This is a genomic window from Methylobacterium sp. Leaf361 (assembly GCF_001424445.1).
Taxonomy (GTDB): Bacteria; Pseudomonadota; Alphaproteobacteria; order Rhizobiales; family Beijerinckiaceae; genus Methylobacterium.
The window spans coordinates 54,527-72,481 of the sequence record NZ_LMPY01000010.1 but is presented as its reverse complement, the minus strand read 5'-3'; the positions used below and the strand labels follow the sequence as shown (position 1 = coordinate 72,481).

18 protein-coding genes are annotated in these 17,955 nt (G+C 64.9%); 9 read left to right on the top strand and 9 right to left on the bottom strand.

The window, feature by feature from the left end:
- Nucleotides 1-51: 51 nt before the first annotated feature.
- Complete coding sequence (locus tag ASG32_RS32310; protein WP_244491867.1) at nt 52-870, top strand: helix-turn-helix domain-containing protein; 819 nt, start codon at nt 52-54, stop codon at nt 868-870.
- A 136-nt stretch (nt 871-1,006) separates the two neighbouring features.
- On the opposite strand, the gene ASG32_RS08920 is transcribed toward ASG32_RS32310, so the two are convergent.
- On the bottom strand, nt 1,007-1,261 hold the full coding sequence (locus ASG32_RS08920) for a hypothetical protein (protein WP_244491866.1): 255 nt from the start codon (nt 1,259-1,261) through the stop codon (nt 1,007-1,009).
- A 193-nt stretch (nt 1,262-1,454) separates the two neighbouring features.
- On the opposite strand from ASG32_RS08920, the gene ASG32_RS32305 reads away from it, so the two are divergent.
- Nucleotides 1,455-2,221, top strand: a protein-coding gene (locus ASG32_RS32305; protein WP_107351938.1) for an IS5 family transposase whose coding sequence is annotated in 2 segments (ribosomal slippage) — nt 1,455-1,770 and nt 1,770-2,221 — 768 coding nt in all. Because the reading frame shifts where the segments join, the coding sequence is not laid out codon by codon here.
- A 114-nt stretch (nt 2,222-2,335) separates the two neighbouring features.
- Here the strand turns inward: ASG32_RS32305 and ASG32_RS08905 are convergent.
- Entirely contained in the window at nt 2,336-3,313 is a 978-nt protein-coding gene (locus ASG32_RS08905; protein WP_082557801.1) for a LysR family transcriptional regulator, read from the bottom strand.
- A gap of 26 nt (nt 3,314-3,339) precedes the next feature.
- Between ASG32_RS08905 and ASG32_RS08900 the strand changes: the two genes are divergently transcribed.
- The 4 genes from ASG32_RS08900 to ASG32_RS32300 all read left to right on the top strand — a co-directional run bounded on the left by ASG32_RS08900 (nt 3,340) and on the right by ASG32_RS32300 (nt 7,143).
- Nucleotides 3,340-4,359, top strand: coding sequence for an ABC transporter substrate-binding protein (locus ASG32_RS08900; protein ID WP_244491865.1), 1,020 nt, complete (start codon nt 3,340-3,342; stop codon nt 4,357-4,359).
- Between the two features lie 41 nt (nt 4,360-4,400).
- Nucleotides 4,401-5,099: an amino acid ABC transporter permease gene (locus ASG32_RS08895; RefSeq protein ID WP_056524716.1), complete on the top strand. Its 699-nt coding sequence runs from the start codon at nt 4,401-4,403 to the stop codon at nt 5,097-5,099.
- Complete coding sequence (locus ASG32_RS08890) at nt 5,099-5,818, top strand: amino acid ABC transporter permease (RefSeq protein ID WP_056524712.1); 720 nt, start codon at nt 5,099-5,101, stop codon at nt 5,816-5,818. Before ASG32_RS08895 ends, ASG32_RS08890 begins: the two co-directional genes overlap by 1 nt.
- 228 nt (nt 5,819-6,046) lie before the next feature.
- Nucleotides 6,047-7,143 (top strand): IS630 family transposase gene (locus ASG32_RS32300; protein ID WP_107351937.1). Its coding sequence is split into 2 segments (ribosomal slippage): nt 6,047-6,578 and nt 6,578-7,143, totalling 1,098 coding nucleotides; the frame shifts between segments, so codons are not numbered across the junction.
- Between the two features lie 83 nt (nt 7,144-7,226).
- Here ASG32_RS32300 and ASG32_RS08875 read toward each other — a convergent pair.
- From ASG32_RS08875 to ASG32_RS08850, 6 genes are all read right to left on the bottom strand, one after another.
- Nucleotides 7,227-8,603, bottom strand: a complete 1,377-nt coding sequence (locus ASG32_RS08875; protein WP_056524706.1) for an MFS transporter — start codon at nt 8,601-8,603, stop codon at nt 7,227-7,229.
- Between the two features lie 65 nt (nt 8,604-8,668).
- Nucleotides 8,669-9,661 (bottom strand): SMP-30/gluconolactonase/LRE family protein, encoded by a 993-nt coding sequence (locus ASG32_RS08870; protein WP_244491864.1) that lies wholly within the window; start codon nt 9,659-9,661, stop codon nt 8,669-8,671.
- Nucleotides 9,654-10,940: an MFS transporter gene (locus ASG32_RS08865; protein WP_056524704.1), complete on the bottom strand. Its 1,287-nt coding sequence runs from the start codon at nt 10,938-10,940 to the stop codon at nt 9,654-9,656. Before ASG32_RS08865 ends, ASG32_RS08870 begins: the two co-directional genes overlap by 8 nt.
- Before the next feature lie 130 nt (nt 10,941-11,070).
- Nucleotides 11,071-12,468 (bottom strand): MFS transporter, encoded by a 1,398-nt coding sequence (locus ASG32_RS08860; RefSeq protein WP_244491863.1) that lies wholly within the window; start codon nt 12,466-12,468, stop codon nt 11,071-11,073.
- Nucleotides 12,446-13,435 (bottom strand): phosphoglycerate dehydrogenase, encoded by a 990-nt coding sequence (locus ASG32_RS08855; protein ID WP_056524698.1) that lies wholly within the window; start codon nt 13,433-13,435, stop codon nt 12,446-12,448. Before ASG32_RS08855 ends, ASG32_RS08860 begins: the two co-directional genes overlap by 23 nt.
- A gap of 165 nt (nt 13,436-13,600) precedes the next feature.
- On the bottom strand, nt 13,601-14,248 hold the full coding sequence (locus ASG32_RS08850) for an RraA family protein (RefSeq protein ID WP_056524694.1): 648 nt from the start codon (nt 14,246-14,248) through the stop codon (nt 13,601-13,603).
- A gap of 96 nt (nt 14,249-14,344) precedes the next feature.
- On the opposite strand from ASG32_RS08850, the gene ASG32_RS08845 reads away from it, so the two are divergent.
- The 3 genes from ASG32_RS08845 (at nt 14,345) to ASG32_RS08840 (ending at nt 17,128) form a co-directional block, all read left to right on the top strand.
- Nucleotides 14,345-15,214, top strand: coding sequence for a LysR substrate-binding domain-containing protein (locus ASG32_RS08845; RefSeq protein ID WP_056524691.1), 870 nt, complete (start codon nt 14,345-14,347; stop codon nt 15,212-15,214).
- 476 nt (nt 15,215-15,690) lie between these two features.
- Nucleotides 15,691-16,269: a MucR family transcriptional regulator gene (locus tag ASG32_RS32295; RefSeq protein WP_082557798.1), complete on the top strand. Its 579-nt coding sequence runs from the start codon at nt 15,691-15,693 to the stop codon at nt 16,267-16,269.
- 652 nt (nt 16,270-16,921) lie between these two features.
- On the top strand, nt 16,922-17,128 hold the full coding sequence (locus tag ASG32_RS08840; RefSeq protein ID WP_056524687.1) for a helix-turn-helix domain-containing protein: 207 nt from the start codon (nt 16,922-16,924) through the stop codon (nt 17,126-17,128).
- A gap of 91 nt (nt 17,129-17,219) precedes the next feature.
- Here the strand turns inward: ASG32_RS08840 and ASG32_RS08835 are convergent, their stop codons facing one another.
- Nucleotides 17,220-17,918: a thermonuclease family protein gene (locus ASG32_RS08835; RefSeq protein ID WP_056524684.1), complete on the bottom strand. Its 699-nt coding sequence runs from the start codon at nt 17,916-17,918 to the stop codon at nt 17,220-17,222.
- Nucleotides 17,919-17,955: the final 37 nt, after the last annotated feature.

Sequence of the window (17,955 nt, the reverse complement as noted above, 5' to 3'; positions counted from 1 at the left end):
TTGCGCTCCACCCAGAGCCAGCCGTGTCCAAATGGGTGCGGAGTGGTGCGAGTGGCGGCGGCACTCGACCGCGTCATATACAGGCCGGCCGCCGGGAAGAGCCGGTTAGACGAGGCCGACGACGCGACCATGCAAGATAAGAATCTTCAAGAAAACGGCTCAAGCCGGGTGCGCAAAACCAAAACACGTCCGAAGCTCGAAGGGGTCGCCTCGGCCGGTCGTCTGCTGACCGTGCTGACCGCGTTTCGGCGCGGCGACGCGGCGCTGGACCTTGCCGAACTCGCCGAGCGCACCCAGCTCGTCAAAAGCACGATCATGCGCTTGTGCATCTCGCTTGAGGAATTCGGCCTCATCCAGCGCAACGCGAAGGGTAAATACCATTTGGGAATGGAGGTAGCCCGACTGGGATCCATTTATCTCGAAGGTTACGGGCTCGGGCAGCGAGTCGTTCCCGTGCTCGAGGAATTGGTGGCTGCCACCCAGGAAACAGGCTTTTTCTATGTTCGGCGAGGCCATCAACGCCTCTGCATGTTTCGTGTAATGTCGCCGTCCCGTCTCAGGATCGATGTTCGCCCGGGCGACCTGCGGCCCATGGACAACTCATCGACGGCGCAAGTTCTTCGCCGCTTCGATGGGCTGGAAGGCCGAGCCGACCTTGCCGACGCTCCATTCTACACGAGTGGAACGACAGATCCGCATGTGGCGTCGATGTCGATGCCGGTCTTTGACGCCGAAGGTCGTCTGCTCGGGGCGATGACGGTCTCGGGACCACTTTCGCGCTTCACGGCGGAGCGCGCCGAGGCAGCGCGTGAAACGCTTCGGCGGCTGGCTTCAAGTATCTCTGAAAAATCATCACTAAGCCTGCCTTGAGATATAGTTTAGCACCGATAATTGTATTTTCAGCGCCGGAACATAACTAATACAATTCATCGATTAGTATTTCCATTGCGCCAACCGTTGGCGATTGGTTCGACAGAAGTGAGGTGGTTGCTCGTATTTGTCTTGCTTAGGATAGAGACGAGAGCAGGCCAGTCAGATCGGCTCGTTCATCGATCGTCCAGAAGACGTCGCGGAAGCAGCGAACCTCGAGCGTGTCGAGACGCTTGCCGGCATTCATGCGGGACTTGCGCTCGACGTCGTCACGGGTCATCGGCCGCGCCACGAAGCCCGGGACATCGTCGACCTGCCGGACGATCTCGCGACCGTCCGCCGGTACGGCGGTCAAGCGGTTCGGCACCGCTCTCGGCTGCATGGCCGTCAAGGTGGGCGCCTTGGCGACGGTGATCCGGTCGGTCAGCGCCAGCGGGGACGGATCACCGACCTCAAGGTGGCCACGAACTCGGTATCCACTCCGTCAGGATTGATCGTCTTGGCGAGCCTCTGAACCTAGGGTCTGTCGTCGCCTGAACCATCTGGCGTAGCACGCGTTTTGTACCTTTGATCAAGGAGGGACGATGCTGGACGACGCGCAATGGGCTGTTTTGGAGCCGCTGGTTGAGGCTTGTCGGCCGAAGGCGAAGACGCCGCCGCAGGATCTGCGGCGCACGCTCTCGGCAATCCTGTGGCGCCATCAGAACGGTGCCAAGTGGCGCGCGATCCCGCAGGAACTGGGGCCGTGGTGGCGATCAGCGCAGATCTTCATCCGGTGGTCGCGCAGCGGCGTGTGGGAACGTCTGCTCGGCCTCGTGCAGGAGCGCGGCGTTCAGTTGGGCATGGTGTTCCTCGACGGCACCAACATGCGTGCGCACCAGAAGGCGGCAGGCGCGGCCAAAAGGGGGGATCTGCAGCCGAGCGAGACGCTCGTGAAGCTGTTGGCCGCTCGCGTGGCGGCTATGGCACCAAGGCTTGCGTGATTGCTGACGGCGCAGGCCACGCGATCGCCTTTCGGATTGCACCGGGGCAAGCCCATGAACTGCCACATGCGCTGCCCTTGCTCGACCGACTGCCGGGCGTGCCTCGCTGGGTGGTGGCGGATCGGGGCTACTCCAGCCATCGCTTCCGGCAGCAGATCGCGGAGGCCGGAGCAAAACCTGCGATCCCGTCCAAGCGGAACGAGGCTCCGGTGCGTTGCCCCGACTGGATCTACAACAACCGCAACATCGTCGAGCGGCTCTGGGCGCGGCTCAAGGAATGGCGAGCGGTTGCCACGCGTTACGAGAAGACCGCCGCCAGCTTCAGCGGCATTCTCTGCCTCGCCGCTGCCCTCGATTACTTCAGGTGACGACAGATCCTAGACAGGCCGGCGCACGCCGGAACGGATGCCCTCGCAGGCCTACCCGCTTTGCTCTTGGCTGAGTGAGCGACTCCCGCGTGGGTCTGCGGGGCTCCTAAAGGATCAATTCTTCCCGTGCAGGCTCCGCGCCGAGAAGTCGCAAATCTTCTGTGTGATCGCGGCAATGCGGGCGGGCAGTGGCGAAACGTCCAGCGCGCGATAGACCGCAAAATAGCGGATGGGCGGGATGGGCGGATCGGTCCGGATGATCCGGAGCGAGCCGCGCGCGATATCGGCCTCGAAATAGCTCGCGGTCAGATAGGTGACGCCGAGCCCCGCCGCGGCGAGACCGGCCAGGACGTTCAGGCTGTTGCATTCGGCCACGCGGTTGAAGGTCAGGCCGTTTGCAGCGGCCCAGTCCAGCACGAGAGCCTGCAGGCCCGATCCGTGGGCCTGACTCAGGATGGGGTATCGAGCCATCTCGGCCAGCGGGACCTGGTCCGAAGCAGGCCCGTAGCCCGGTGCCGCCACCCATTCGAGGGTCACGCTCGCCAACGGGATGGCCTTGAAGTCCGGGCGTGGCGGCGGATCGAGCGCGATGACGAGGTCGAGTTCGTTGGCGCCGAGCCGGGCGAAGAGGTCGCGGCTGGCGGCCACGTCCGGCATGGGCACGACATTGGGATACGTGCGCTTCAGAGCGACGATCAGGCTCGACAGCCACGTCAGCGCCACGAGCTCTGTGGTTCCGAACCGGAATGCCCCGGTGAACGGCGCCGTGCCGCTCGCAGCCTCGCGGAACCGCAGTTCCGCTGCCAGAACGTCGGCGGCGATCGGGAGGCTTGCCATGCCTGCACGCGTCAGGGCGAGCGCGGAGGCGCCACGGTCGAACAGCGCACCCCCGACCACGCTCTCAAGCTCGATGATCCGCTTCGAGACCGTCGATTGCGCCAGGTTCAGATGCCGGGCCGCCTCCGTGAAGCCGCCCAGCGTCGCCGCCCAGTAGAACGCTTCGAGCTGTTTGATGCTGGCTGCCATCTCGCCGAACCGGCCGCGCATGAAAAAAGGCGATGCTGGCAGCGAATTTTCTTCGCTTTCTTTCATGGTAGTCAAGCTTCATCACAACGTTTGTGATTCTTTCACGGCGGGCCTCCCATGCCGTCCAGCGACTGGCGTGCCCCTCCCAGCAATGCCCCGGTCCCGGCGGAAAGCGCGGGCCGCGCGCCGAGATCCTGAGGGCACAAGCCTCCGGCGACGGCGCGGTCGCAATTCCACGTGCACAATCAGACGGTGGCTCTTCCATGAAGCTGATTTCGCGATTGACTCCTTCCGGGCTCGGTTCAATCCTGGCGGCGCTGACCGTCCTCGTCACCTCACTCGTCGCCGTTGCCGGTGCCGCCCAGGCCGATCAGCTTGCCGACATCAAGGCCCGAGGCAAGCTGATCTGCGGGACGCTCGGGACCGTCGAGCCGTTCTCGTTTCAGCATCCGCAATCGCGCCAGATCGTCGGCTACGACGTCGATATCTGCCAGAAGGTTGCCGACGCGATCGGCGTGCCGCTCGAACTCAAGACCATCGCGGTCGAGGCGCGGATCCCCGAACTGACCCAGGGGCGCGTCGACATCCTCGCGGCCAACCTCGGGTACACGGCCGAGCGCGGCAAGCAGATCCAGTTCTCCGACACGTATTTCGTCAGTCAGCAGAAGCTGATGACCACGAAGGAATCCGGCCTTACCGCGATCGATCAGCTCGCCGGCAAGAAGATCACCGCCCTGAAGGGCTCCTCCTCCGAACAGGGCGTGCGCCGCCTCATCCCAACCGCCGAGACGGTGACCTTCCAGGACACGTCCTCGGCCTTCCTGGCCCTGGCACAGGACAAGGTCGACGCCCTGTGCGCCTCCGAGCTGATCCTCGTGAAGCTCCAGCACCAGTCGAAGGTGCCGATGTTCATCATCCCGAAGGCGCTGTTCGTTGAGCCTTGGGGCCTCGGCATGCGCAAGGATGAGCTGGCCTTCACCGCTGCGGTTAACGCCACCCTGACCAAGCTCGCCGAGTCCGGCCAACTCGACGCGATCTACGCTAAATGGCTCGGCGAGGACACGCCCTACAAGATCAAGCGCGACTTCACGGTCACCCCGATCAAGGACTGAGGCGCCCTAGCGAACTCCGGCGGGAACCTGGGCAGGACCCGATGATCCACCTGTTCGAATCGGGCGGCGTGCTCGAGGGCCGGTACCTGGACTGGTTCGCCATCGGCATCGGGACGACCCTCGTCCTGACCGCGGCGGCGTGGTGCATCGCCCTCACGGTCGGGATCCTGCTCACCCTGATCCGGATGCTCCCGGCGCGACTCTGCGCGTGGTTCGTTGGTGCTTACGTTGAATACCACCGCAACGTGCCGCTCCTGGTGCAGATCTTCCTGTGGTACTTCGGCGTGCCGTCGCTCCTGCCGCGCCCTGCGCGCCAATGGCTAAACGCCCATGATGGCCAGTTCCTGCTCGCCACCACGGCGTTGGGGCTCGCGGCCGCGGCCTATGTTGCCGAGGACATCCGCAGCGGCATTCGCTCCATCCCGAAGGGCCAGTATCAGGCCGCGCTCTCCCTCGGCTTCGGGTATCTCGGCGCGATGCGCAATGTCGTGCTGCCGCAGGCCCTGCGGCACGCGATCCCGCCGCTGATCAACCAGACCCTGCTGCTGTTCAAGAACACCAGCCTCGCCATGGCGATCGGCGTCGGCGAGCTCACGTATCGCGCCCGCGCGGTCGAGAGCGACACGTTCCAGACCTTCGACGCCTTTGCGGTCGCCACCGTGATCTACCTCGCCGTTTCCCTCGGCATCATGCTGATCGGCGCCGCCTGTGCCCGACACCTCAAGGTCGGGGCACGCTGATGCTGGAGATCCTGAAGGACAACTGGCTCCTCTTCCTGATCGGGCAATATCCCTACGGTCCCATCGGCGGCCTCGCCATGACGCTGTTCATGGCAATCGCGTCGCTCGCGCTCTGCTTCCCCTTCGCGGTGGGGTTGGCGCTCGCGCGCCTCAGCCCGTACCGCTTGTTGCGCTTGCCGGCGACCGCGATCGTCTATGTCGTGCGCGGCCTGCCCCTGATCATGTTCGTGTTCTGGGCGTACTTCCTGTCCCCCCTGGTGGTGGGGCGCCCGGTCGGCGGTGTCGAGACGCTGATCATCACCCTCGTCGTGTATGAGGCCGCCTACCTGTCCGAGGTCATCCGGGCCGGGATCGAGGGCTTACCCAAGGGGCAGGTGCAGGCGGCGACGGCCCTAGGGCTAGGCTACTGGCCGACGACCTTGTCGATCGTACTGCCGCAGGCCCTCCACAACATGCTGCCGAGCATGGTCAGCCAATTTGTCTCGACCATCAAGGAAACGTCCCTCGGCTACGTGATCAGCGCCCATGAGGTCACGTTCGCGGCGGCGCAGGTCAACAATGTGCTGCTGACGCAGCCCTTCGAGGTCTACGGGCTTCTTGCGCTGACCTATTTCACGCTCTGCTTCACGCTCACATCCTGCGCGCGCCTCCTCGAATGGCGTCTCGCCCAGAGCCGCCGACAAGCCGGCGTAACGCAGATCCAGAGCGCGAACATCTGAGCGGCAGATCGGGCGGCAGGCTTCTGTATGACCCAGACCCAGCAAACTGATCCACGCCGAGCGCAAGCTTTTGAAGCATAAAAGTAGATTTTTTTGGCCCATGGCCCGTCCAAATTGTCGGGCTGTTTTGAGGGTCCGCCGGATCTCGGTTCGGAGGACCCTCAGAGACGGACTTATACCAAGCCTCGTTGAGCGGGACTCACGCGGGGTAGCGGTTCGGACAGGGGTGTGATTCTGTCCTCGGGTTTCGAGCCTGAGGAGGATGGGATGGCGGCTCCTATACCGCTGCGGCCAGACTTCGATGCCGCGGCCCTGCGTGCCCTGGCGAAGCGTTCGCTTGAGCCGGATCAGACCCGCCGCCTGCTGGCCCTGTCAGCGATCTACGCGGGCAGCCCGCGCTCCGAGGCGGCCGCTCTCGGCGGCGTCGGGCTCCAGACCGTGCGGGACTGGGTGCTCGCCTTCAACGCTGAGGGGCCAGATGGGCTGATCGGCGGCAAGGCTCCCGGCGCTCGCCCGCGCCTGAACGTCGAGCAGCGGGAGGCGCTGCGTGCCTTGGTCGAGCAGGGTCCGATGCCGGCCGCCCACGGGGTGGTGCGCTGGCGGTTGATCGATCTCGCCCAGATCCTGTTCGAAGATCACGGGGTCTCGGTCTCCGAGCAGACGCTGAGCCGGGTTCTGCGGAGCATGGGCTACCGCAAGCTCTCGGCTCGTCCGCGCCATCACGCGCAGGATCAGGACGCCATCCCGGTTTTTAAAAAGCCTTTCCCGCCCGCCTGGCAGAGATCGCGCAGGCCACGGGCGGCAAGCCGATAGAGATCTGGTTTTCCGACGAGGCTCGGATCGGGCAGAAAAACACGATCAGCCGCCGCTGGGCACGCCGTGGCACGCGCCCAGTGGCCGCGAAGGACCAGCGCACCGCCTCCGCTTACCTCTTCGGCGCGATCTGCCCGGCTCGTGGCACGGGAGCCGGGCTCGTTATGCCCCACTGCACCACCGAGGCGATGAACCTGCACCTGGCCGAGATCGCCAGGGCCGTCGCGTCGAGCGCGCACGCCGTGCTCCTGCTCGATCAGGCCGGCTGGCACATGACCCGGAAGCTCGTGATCCCTGCCAACATCACCCTGCTGCCGCTGCCAGCCCGCTCGCCCGAACTGAACCCAGTCGAGAACCTCTGGCAGTTCATCCGTGAGAACTGGCTCGGCAATCGGATCTTTGCTTCATACGAGGCCATCCTCTACCACTGCTGCGACGCCTGGAACAAGCTCATCGACCAGCCCTGGCGCATCATGTCCATCGGCCTGCGCGCCTGGGCTCATGAGTTCTGATCAGTGAGAGTTAGTATTAACCAGGGTTCTGAAGGGGTTCGCAGCCGAATCGGGCTGCAATGCCGATCCGCAGAGTCCGGTGCCTAAGAGACCTGCGCCTGAACGTTGGTTTCGATTGGCTCGACCACCAGCAGCATCACCCCCAACGCCAGGAGCGACGACGCGCCGAGGAACAGGAAGACGGCATCCCAGCTGTAGGCGTCGAGGATCAGCCCGGTTAGGAAGGGAAACAGCGCGCCTCCGGCCTGTCCGCCGGTGTTCACCACCGACACAGCTAGAGGATAGGCATCCTTGGTCGTCAGCCCGGCCGGATAGACGGTGAAGGAGGAGTAGCCCACGTTCAGCAGGAAGCCGGTGAGGAACAGCAGGAACGCGAGCGTCACGGGCTCGTTCGGCGCGTGGATGAGCGCGTACATCATGAACACGGTCGAGATCGTGCTGATGAGGATGGTCGGCTTGCGCCGCTTGCCGACGATCCGGTCGGAGAACAGGCCGCCCATGATGTTGCCGAGCACGCCGCCGACGAAGGGGGCCGAGGCGACGAACCCCACGTTCATCAGTGAGAACTGTTTGACGTTGGTCAGATAGGTCGGGAGCCAGGCGAGGATGACGTTGATGATGCCGGTCATCATCAGGTAGCCGATGGCCAACCCCCAGATGTTGCCGGACGCGAACGTCTCCTTCGCGGTGGCGATGGGCCGAACCGGCCGACCCCGGATGACGCGGTCGAGGCGAGTGAAGCGCGGCGCTCCAGTCGAAGCCGGCGCCGTCGACGGCGTACGGTTGGCGGGTGCGGACGGAAGGCCGCTCCCGATATGGGCAGCCTCGGCCGGGGACACGAAACGGCTGCGGGCCGGCTCGTCCACCACGAGGATGTACCAGAGCACGGCGAAGACCAACCCCGGCAGCGCACAGATGAAGAAGACGTACTCCCAGCCGAGCGTGGCGATGATCAGCGCGCCGAGCGGCGGCACGATGACGGGACCGAACTTGGCGGCCGCGAGGAAGAGGCCGACCGCGGTACCCTTCTCCTGGGCCGGGAACCACCGGTTCATGGTCGAGAGCATGGTGACCGGAAGGGGCGCCTCGGCGAAGCCAAGGGCGAGCCGGTTGAGCTTCATCGCCAGTGCCGAGCCTGTCGTGCCCAGGAGCCCAGTGAACAGCGAGGTCAGGATCATGAAGATCGGGAAGACGACCCGCGTGCCGAGCCGCTTCACTAGAAGGCCTGCCGGGATCTGCATGACCGAGTAGCCAACGAAGAACAGGCTGACGACTGCGCCGGCCTCCGTGTTGGTCATTGCGAACTCCTTCTTCACGAAGGGGAGTACGATGCCAATGTTGGCCCGGTCGGCCGCGGCCAAGGTGTAGACAATAAAGATCAGGCCCATCACGACCCAGCGATATCGGGTCATCCTCGCTATCGCGGGAGCCGCCGCCGTCGGGGCTGCACCTTTGGCCATGTCCGTGTCCTCTGATGGGGTGCCGCGCCCCGTTTGAGTCCGGCGATCGTGCTCAGGTCGTTGCCTTAGGGCGAGGAGGAGCATTGGAGACGCGGCTCACGAGCGAATCTTGATCCGTCGGCGACCTCCCAGTGCGAGAACATTGGTTTCCCCGGCGTGTCGAGGTCGGCCCGCAGGATGGTTCCCGAGCTGGACTCCGTAATGAATAGCGAGCGTCCGTCCGGGCCGCCGAAGGCCACATTGGTGGTGTGCGGGCCGGCGGAGGACGCGATGCGCAGGACTGGCTCGCCGGTGGCATCGAACAGCCATACCGTGCCCTTGCCCGCATGCGCGATGGCCAGGCACCCGCGCGCGTCGAGGGCGAGGCCATCCGGCCCGGCTCCACCCGACATCTGGATGAACGTGCCAACCTTGGCGGTGGTGCCGTCCGGCATCAGCGGCACCCGCCAAATCGCATTGGCCCGCGTCACGGCAAGGTACAGGGAATCCTCGGCAAGGTTCATGACGAGCCCGTTCGGGCTCGGGATGCCGTCGAGCAAGCAGGTGACACCGCCGCCGTCGTCTCTGAGCCGAAAGAGCCGGCCGCTCGCGTCCTGCCAGCCTGTCAGTCCCTGGTCGGTGAAGTAGAGGTCGCCCTCCCGCGAGAAGAACAGGTCGTTGACGCCTTTGAAACGCTCGATCCCGGCCCGGACTAGGAACGGTTCCACCGCGCCGGAGACCGGATCGACGACCATGATACCGTTTTTGTAATCAGCGACGAACACCCGGCCGTCCTTGTGGATCTTGAGGCCGTTCGGCCAGCCGTCGTACTCAGCCACGATCGTGAAGGCGCCGTCTGGGGCGACCCGTAGGATGCGGCCGTTGGGGATATCGACGCACCAGAGGTTGCCGTCGCGGTCGAAGGACGGCCCCTCCAGAAACGAGCCGAGCGGCATGCCCCGCGGCTGGTTGCGGATCCACTCGTTGTCCGGCGTGGCGACCCGCCATGCCTGCGGATAGGTGGCGAAGACCGTCGTCTCGCGCTGGGGCGGTGCTGCATACATGGTGGCCTCACGCATGTCGTAGGGTGACGGCGACCGGTGCGATCTCAGCGCCGATGGGGGCACGTGTCAGGAAGAAAGTCACGGCCGCGCCGATGACGAGCAGGATGCCGCCGGCCACGAAGGCCAGGTCGTAGCTTCCGGTGGCGGCGATGATGTAGCCCGTGGCAATCGGCGCAACGATCCCGAACGCGTTGCCACCGCTGACCTGGATGGCCATCGCCTTACCGGCATCCTGAGGCGACTGCAGCAGGTCGGCGGTCAACGCGATGTTCAGAGATATGCCGGTGGCGAGGCCGGTCAGCGAAAGGGTGATCAGCGCGAGGATCAGCGGCACGCTGTCGATGACGGGCGCGGCGAGGATCACCGCCGCGCTTAGCATCGAGGCGACGATGATCAGGCGCCGCCGCCCGGTGGCCGAGCCGCCCTGCCTGGTCAGCATTCGGTCGCTGAGATGGGCGAGCCACCAAGAGAGCACCGTCGCGAGGAAATACGGGAACGCCGTGAACAGGCCCGACTTCACGATCGATAGCCCCTTCACATTGGCGAGGTAACTCGGCAACCAGGTCAGGAACACGATCTGAGTGTAGACCGCGCAGCCGTGCGCGAATGCAATGGCGATCATGCTCCGCGAGCGTAGGAGCCGCCCGAAGCCGCCAGCTGGGCTGTCGACTTTGGCCGCCGTGTCGCGTTCCCGCAGGATGAAGGCGCGCTCTTCTTCGGAGACGAACGTCGCCGTCTCAGGCTTCCGGTACCAGACCAGCCAGCCCACTAGCCAAGCGAAGCCGATGAAGCCGGCCGTGTAAAAGCCCCAGCGCCAGTCCGAGATCGAGACGACCCACCCGAGGAGCAGGGTCCCGAAAGCCGGCCCGGCATAGCCGCCGCTGTTGAGCATCGTCGCGGCGAGACCGAACTCTGAGCGCGGCGCCCAATCGCGCAACGCGCGACCGCCGGCCGGGTAAGTGGACGCTTCCGCCGCACCCATTAGCATGCGCGAGCCGAGCAGCCCGGCGAAGGTGCCGGCCAGCCCGGTGAGGATCGTTGCGCCCGACCAGAAGGCTACGCCGACGCCGTTGACGAGCTTGGCACCATAGCGGTCCGTCAGGAACCCACAGGGAATCAGGAAGAGCAGATAGGTCCAGATGTAGGACGAGAATAGGTAGCCCATCTCGACGGGGCTGAGGCCGAGTTCCTTGGCGATCGAGGGCGCCGCCACGGACAGGGCGACCCGGTCGACGTAGTTGAACGCGACGAGAAGAAAAATTCCTAAATATACGAGATAGCGCTTCTTGCTCATGTTCCCTCCAATTGTATAGATATGCTTATTGTTATTTTGCATTCAGTGGCGCATGTGCGGCGCCTCTGCATGGAAACCCTCTGTGGTCTCATGACGCTCTGCGGCGTCCTTATGAGCCGCCAGGCCGCTCTTAGCGTTCCGGGGGCTCCGCCACGGTGCCGCGGAGGATCGGCTCGCGCATGCTGACCACGGTGAGCAGGGTCAGCAGCGAGGTCGAGGCGAGGAATAGGAACACGGCGTCCCAGCTCGCCCAATCGAGCACCACCCCGACCACGAAGGGCGCGAAGGCGCCGCCGAGCGAGCCGCCAGTGTTGACGATCGCCGCCGCTAGCGGGGTCTTCTCCTTGGCGGTCAGCCCCATCGGGTAGACGAGGAAGGTCGAATAGCCGAGGTTGAGTAGAAGGCCGGTCGCGGTGAACAATAGTGCCAGCAGCCACGGATCTGCCGGCGAGTAGATCAGGCCGTACATCGTGACAATGGTCGCCGCCGAGGTCAGGAGCATCATCGGCTTGCGGCGGCCGCCGAGCAGCTTGTCGGAGATCAGGCCGCCGAGCACGTTGCCGATGATGGCGCCGATCCAAGGCGTCGAGGCGACAAAGCCCATCGCGAACAGCGGATACTTCTTCACGGTGACGAGGTAGGTCGGCACCCAGGTCATGATGGCGTAGGCGATGCCCACCATGAAAAAGTACCCGATCGCGCAGGCCCAGACGTCCCAGGAGCGCAGCACGTCCCGGGTTGTGGAGAGCGGCGCGCAGGCGCGGGCCCTGATCAGCCGGTCGAGGCGCGGCATCTCCCGGTGCAGCAGCACTGGCTTGCCCGCCGCCGCACCCGGCCCCGTCTCAATGCGCGCCAGTTCGACCTCTGAGACGAACCGGCTGTCCTTTGGGGTATCGCGGACCATCAGTAGCCACGCCACGGCCAGCACGAACCCCGGCACTGCGAAGATGAAGAACACTTCGCGCCATCCGAAATGATAGATAATGAGGGCGCACAGCGGCGGCACCAATGCTGGCGCGGCCTTGATCGAGGCCATGAACACGCCAGTCGCCGTACCCTTCTCCTGGGACGGGAACCACCGGTTGATGATGGTGAGGATGCCGATGTTGATCGGTCCCTCGGCGACGCCCAAGGCGGCCCGTCCGATCTTGAGTTGCAGGGCGCTGCCGGCGAAACCCATGAAGAAGGTCGCGATCGAGGTCGCGATCATCGCCATGCTGAAAGGCCAGCGCACGCCGAAACGCTGATAGAGCAGGCTGAACGGAACCTGGATGATGGCGTATCCGATATAGAAGAGGCTCGCGAGCGCACCGATATCGGTGTTCGAGAGTTCGAACTCTTTTTTCATATAGGGGACGACGACGCCGATATTGGCACGGTCGGCCCCCGCGACGAGGTAGATGAGGAAGCACAGGGTCAGCACGACCCAGCGGAAGCCGCTCTTGGCCGGCCGGGCCGCGGCCGTAGCCGCGGCGGGGGTGTCGAGGGCGAGGTTGGCACGCACGTCAGCACATCTCCAGCGCGGCACGGCCGTCGGCGACGATGCAGTCGGCGGGCGGGGACCGGCCGGTGAGGACGTCGACCACAGTCCTGGCCGCGATCAGGTTGGTGCGGGCGAGGCCGCCATAGGTGGCGGCGGCCGTGTGCGGCGTGGCGACGACCCGTTCCAGCCCGATCAGCGCCTTGGCGGCCTGACTGGCCGCGGGGTCCTTCTCGGCCTCGAACACATCGAGGCCCGCTCCGGCGATGTGGCCGGAGACGATCGCCTCGTAGAGATCCCGCTCGTTCACCAGCCCGCCCCGGGCGGTGTTGATGAAGATCGCGCCCGGTTTCATCCGGGTCAGGGCGCTCCTGTCGATCAGATGCCTGGTCGACGCGTCGAGGGGCGCGTGCAGGGTGACGAAATCCGACTCGCGCAACAGTGTATCCAGATCAACCCGCGCAACCTTGTGGACGGCAGCGAAACCGTCATCCGGCACGATGTCCGTGGCGAGGATCTTGACATCGAAGCCGGCCAAGCGGTGAGCGACGCCCCGGCCGATGCGCCCGATCCCGATGATACCGACCGTGCTGCCCGTCAGCTCCTCGCCGATGCGGTAGGTCCAGTCGCCCGCCCGGAGGGACAGGGGAAAGGTCGCCAGCCGCTTGGCCACCGCGAGCATCAGGCCGATCGTGTGGTCGGCCACAGAAGGGCTGTTGCCACCGGCGGCGATGGTGACAACTTTGCCGAGCCTCGCCGCAGCGAGATGGTCGATCTGCTCGAAGCCGACGCCCCGCCGCGCCAGCACCTTCAGCCTGGGAAAGCGCGCCATCAGGTCGTGGCCAACGAAGGTGCTTCCGACGATCCAGCCGTCGACACCCTCCAGCAGGTCCGGCAACGTGTCGGGCGCGGGGTCGGTGTTGTTGAGGTCGGGCTGGCGCACCTCGAAGCCCTGCTCTTCGAGATACGCCCGCGCCTCCGAGTCGAAGCCCCGCGGCGTGACGAGCACCCGCATCCGGTTCTCGATTGGGTTCAAGGTTATTTCCTCCTGGTTCGCCGGGGTGGCTTGACCCCATCGCCGGCATCCCTCTCGTGGGGCTTGGCCGGTCGAGGGCCCGCGCCGCGTGCGCCGGGGGCCGTTACTTCGGATTGAGGGATGGCCGGGGGAAGGGCGCCCTGCTTAAGCGGCGGGGACCTTGCCGTAACGGCCGTCATAGCGACCCTCGCGAATCATCTGGAGAACCTCGGCCTCGCGCTGGTCCTGCGCGCGCACCGCCTCGATCAGAGAGGGTGCGACCGAGGCCGGGAAGGTCACGACGCCGTCCTCGTCGCCCACCACCACGTCGCCTGGATTTACGGTCCAACCGCCAATGGAAACCGGCACGTTGGTTGCGCCCGGGCCCTGCTTGTAGGGCCCGCGATGGATCGCCGCCCGCGCGTAACAGGGGAAATCGGAGGCGGCGAAGACGCCCGCGTCGCGGATCGCGCCGTCGATGACGAAGCCAGCGCAGCCCCGGCTCTCGGCGATGGCCTTCATGATGTCGCCCACGAGCGCCCGGCTGGTGTCGCCGCCGCCGGCGACGACCAGCACGTCGCCCGGGCGGACCTCGTTGAGGGCCTGATGGATGGCGAGGTTATCACCGGAGCGGACCTGCACGGTGAAGGCCGTACCGACGAGCTTGCCGCCGCGATGGAATGGGCGCAGCCCGACGAGTCCGGGCAGACGATCAAGGTTGTCGCTAATCGACGGCGTCGTGGCGTCGCGGAAGGCCGCGATCGTGGCTGGGTCGACCGCCGGGGCGGGCGGGTTGAGGCTGACATTCGCCACGGCATTCCTCCAATTTCTTTGGCCGGGGAGAGTACGGGCTTGAGGGGACAGGAGAACCAGTGTTTTCCCAGCTTCTGGCGCAGGAAATTCCAGGCCTTGAACACACGCTTCCTCAGCACCCTCTGCGTCGTGGCCGAGTCCGGCTCGCTCGCCGGGGCGGCACGCGCCCTTGGGCTATCGAGCGCCGCCGTTGCCGAGCAGATCCAGACCCTCGAACGAGGACTCGGTGTCCGGCTGGTCACCCGACTTGGACGCGCCGTCGCCCTGACGGACGAGGGTCGTGCCGTCGTCGCTGCGGGTCGAGAAATCCTCACGCGGGTCGCGGACCTGACACAGGTCGCCCAACTTGGGCGGCTCAGCGGCACCTTGCGGATCGGATCGGTCTCGACCGCACTGATGTCGGTCGTGCCGCCGACCTTGCGATACATGGCTGAGCATCACCCGGAGATTGCCCTCAAGATCATACCCGGCACATCATCCCAGCTTCTCTACATGTTGGAGAGCGGTGCGATCGACTGCGCCATCACGATCAGGCCGACCTTCGAGATCGCCAAGGAATTCGGCTGGCACCTGATCCGAGAGGAGCCCTTGACGCTGGTATGCCCGGCCGACCTTCCTTTCGAGGGAGTCGAGGCGTGCCTATCCACGTCGTCGATCATCCGCATGTACAGGAATTCGCCGACGGGACGGATCGCGGAGAGATTTATTCAGGACAAGAAGATTGTTGCGAAGGAACTTTTCGAAATCGAGGCCGCCGAAGTCATTCTCGTTCTGGTCTCGCAGGGCCTCGGCGTCTCACTTCTACCGGATTACGGCTTCGAGTCGAGCCGGGAGCGCCGCATCCGGAAAGTGATCGTCGGTGACCGCGCTTATAGCAGGCCGGTCGGCATCCTCTATCGGCGGGGTGCGCGTATCTCACTCATTGAGGCCTTCCACGCAGCAATCAAGAATGGTTCGATCTCGTAGACGCCGCACGGAATAGGTCTTCTTCCAAAATTCGAGTCCAGAGACTTTGTTGTTGAACAATCTCGGACTATACGGCAGGTAATTCGACGGCCTCGCAGGTTTTCAAGGCTGCACCTGTACACTCAGGGCTAGTTCGATGACGCCTCGGAAGGCATGTCTGCTTCCGGCGATGACACCGACAGGCATGAGATTTCAAGCCCAGATTGAGGTCATGGGCCCGAACCTGAGCGACTGCTGGGCTTCGGCACTCAAGATCTGCGGGTTAGGTGGCATGTCGATGAACCTTGGCATCAGCGAGTCAGAAGCGGAGGGGAAACCTGTGCGACTGGAGCTAAGCGAGCGTTTCCGCTGATGCAAATCAGACATCTTCTAAGGAAGAGATCGATATCCGCCGCATTCTCGCAGAAAACCGCGAATGTCTCTTGACTATCATTCACATTGGTCTCGTTCGTGGCGCATCCATCGAGGAGTTGCAAATGGACAAGAGCACTTCAATTTCCGCGTCGGGACATACCAATTTCATCGAGCTCACCTCCGACATCGTAGCGGCTTACGTGTCGAAGAACTCGGTTCGACCGGCGGACCTTCCGAATCTCCTAGCCGAGGTTCACGGCGCGCTCTCTGGTCTCAATGGCCCCTCTGCTTCTGCCGAGCCCAAGGTGGAGAAAGCGACGCCCTCGCAGATCCGTAAATCCATCACACCCGACGCCCTGATCAGCTTCATCGACGGCAAGCCGTATAAGACGCTCAAGCGCCACCTGACCGGCGCCGGCCTGACGTTCGAGGATTACCGGGAGCGCTTCGGCCTACCGCGGGACTACCCGTCCACGGCGGCCAACTACTCAGCCATGCGCGCCGAGTTCGCTCGCAAGGCGGGGCTAGGAACTCAGCGCCGGAATGCGGCCCCGAAGGCTGCTGCCGCCGATGAGACAGTTGCGGAGGCGCCCAAGGCCCGTGGCCGGAAGAAGGTGGCCCTACGTCGGCCGAGAAGCCCTCGCGGACTCGTAAAGCCAAGTAGGCGCAGCTGTTGCGGCCAGATCCGGAGGCGGAACTGATGCGCCTCCCGCGCGTCTACCCAGGCATCCCAAGCATAGACCCTTCAGCCCCGCCGGCACCGCCGCGCGGGGCTTTTTCGTTTCACTTCGGATCCCTTTGCCACAACCGGAGTTTGTCCGCCGCCCCAGGAGTTTCCTGCCGCGCCACTCCCGACAGGAGAACGTCTTGACCAAAATTGTTTACGCCACGGCCATCGTACTCGCCGTCGTTAGCCCTGCGCTCGCCCAGGGTGTCGTTGAGACCCCAACCGGTGCCGCCGTCGCCGTTCCGCCTCCGGGCGCTCCCGGTGTCGTAACCCAGCAGCCTGGCTCAACAGGGTCGGTGCCCGCAGTTACCTATTCGCCGACCGGCCGCGCGGCGGATGGCGTTGCGACCGATTCTGCGGCAGCAGGCAACGAGGGACAGCCGTCTCGCGTCGGCTCGACCGGCAGCGGCGGCTCAAAGTGATCCGCCAGCCACAGGCTGTGGAACGAGCCTTGCCATAGCGACTCCTAGTTCGTCCCTGAGGCCACGAACCTCCTCAGCCCGCTCTGCGCAGCGCCGTAGCGGGCTACTTCCCGGCAGTAACCGCGCGTTGCGGCCGATGAAGAGGACGAAGCTGCCAGTGTTCCATCGGGGGCAGGTGGCCGCGAGGAGCAACGAGAGGCCTTTATGAGCGACCACGGACCGATCAAAAACTGGGCCGTGGAAGGCGTTGATGTGATTGCCGCATATCTCGACGTCAGCCTGGCTGAGGCCGAGCGTATGTGTGCGTCTCGCGAGATCGAGGCCTTCAGGACGACGGATGGTCGGTGGGCCATCATCAAGAAGAAGCTTGCCGAGTACATCCAACAGCGCGACGCCGGAGGAGGGCGCTGATTCAGCAGCGGTACCGCTGTTGCGTTCCACGCTATGGCTAGCGCTGTGACCAGGGGATAGCGCTCGACTGGCTCGCGTTGGTCAGATCCAATCAGCCTCGCGCGGCTCGCCAGCCCGCCGCCTTCGCCTCGTCCTCGCTGCAGAACATACGCTCGCCGGAGTTCGTGTCGATCACGGTCCGGTTGTAGTCCCGAGTCCCGGGCAGGTGGTAGATCTTGTCGCCCTTGCGCGAGATATTGCCCTTGATCGCGCAGGCGGCCTGTACAGGTACCGGAGCGGCCGCCGGAGGCTTCTCTATCTCCAACCGGGTCTCCACTCCGCTAGCTCGCTTGGCGCGGCGCCAGTCCGACGGCGGGTCGAAGGTGCCGGCCCAGAGGCCAAGCTTCAACGCCCTCGCGGTGGTCTCGGCCCCGACATAGTCGCGCGAGTAGCGCTGGTAGGCCGTGGCGTAGCCCTGGCTCACCATCCAGGCGTTTAGGTCCTCGTCGCCCTTCCGGCACACGGCAACGGTGCGACCATATTGATCGGTGTCACGCGGCTCGCACGAGATGTTCACCTCGCCGATCCTGCCCGCAAGCGCGAGCGCCGCGACCTGCCCGCAGCGGTAGGACTTGCCGGCAGCGTTCTGACAGAGCTGCGCGCTCTCGGGCGCGTCGATGCCGTGCAGCCGGATGCGGGTCCCACGGATCACCACGGTGTCGCCGTCGGTGATGGAGGCACGGCCCACGATTGGCTCGGCGGCCAGGGCAGGGCCGGTGAGGATCAGAAGGGCGGCGAGGGCTGAGCGCATCCCGCCAGGATAGAGGCGCTGCTGGCGCCGGCAACCA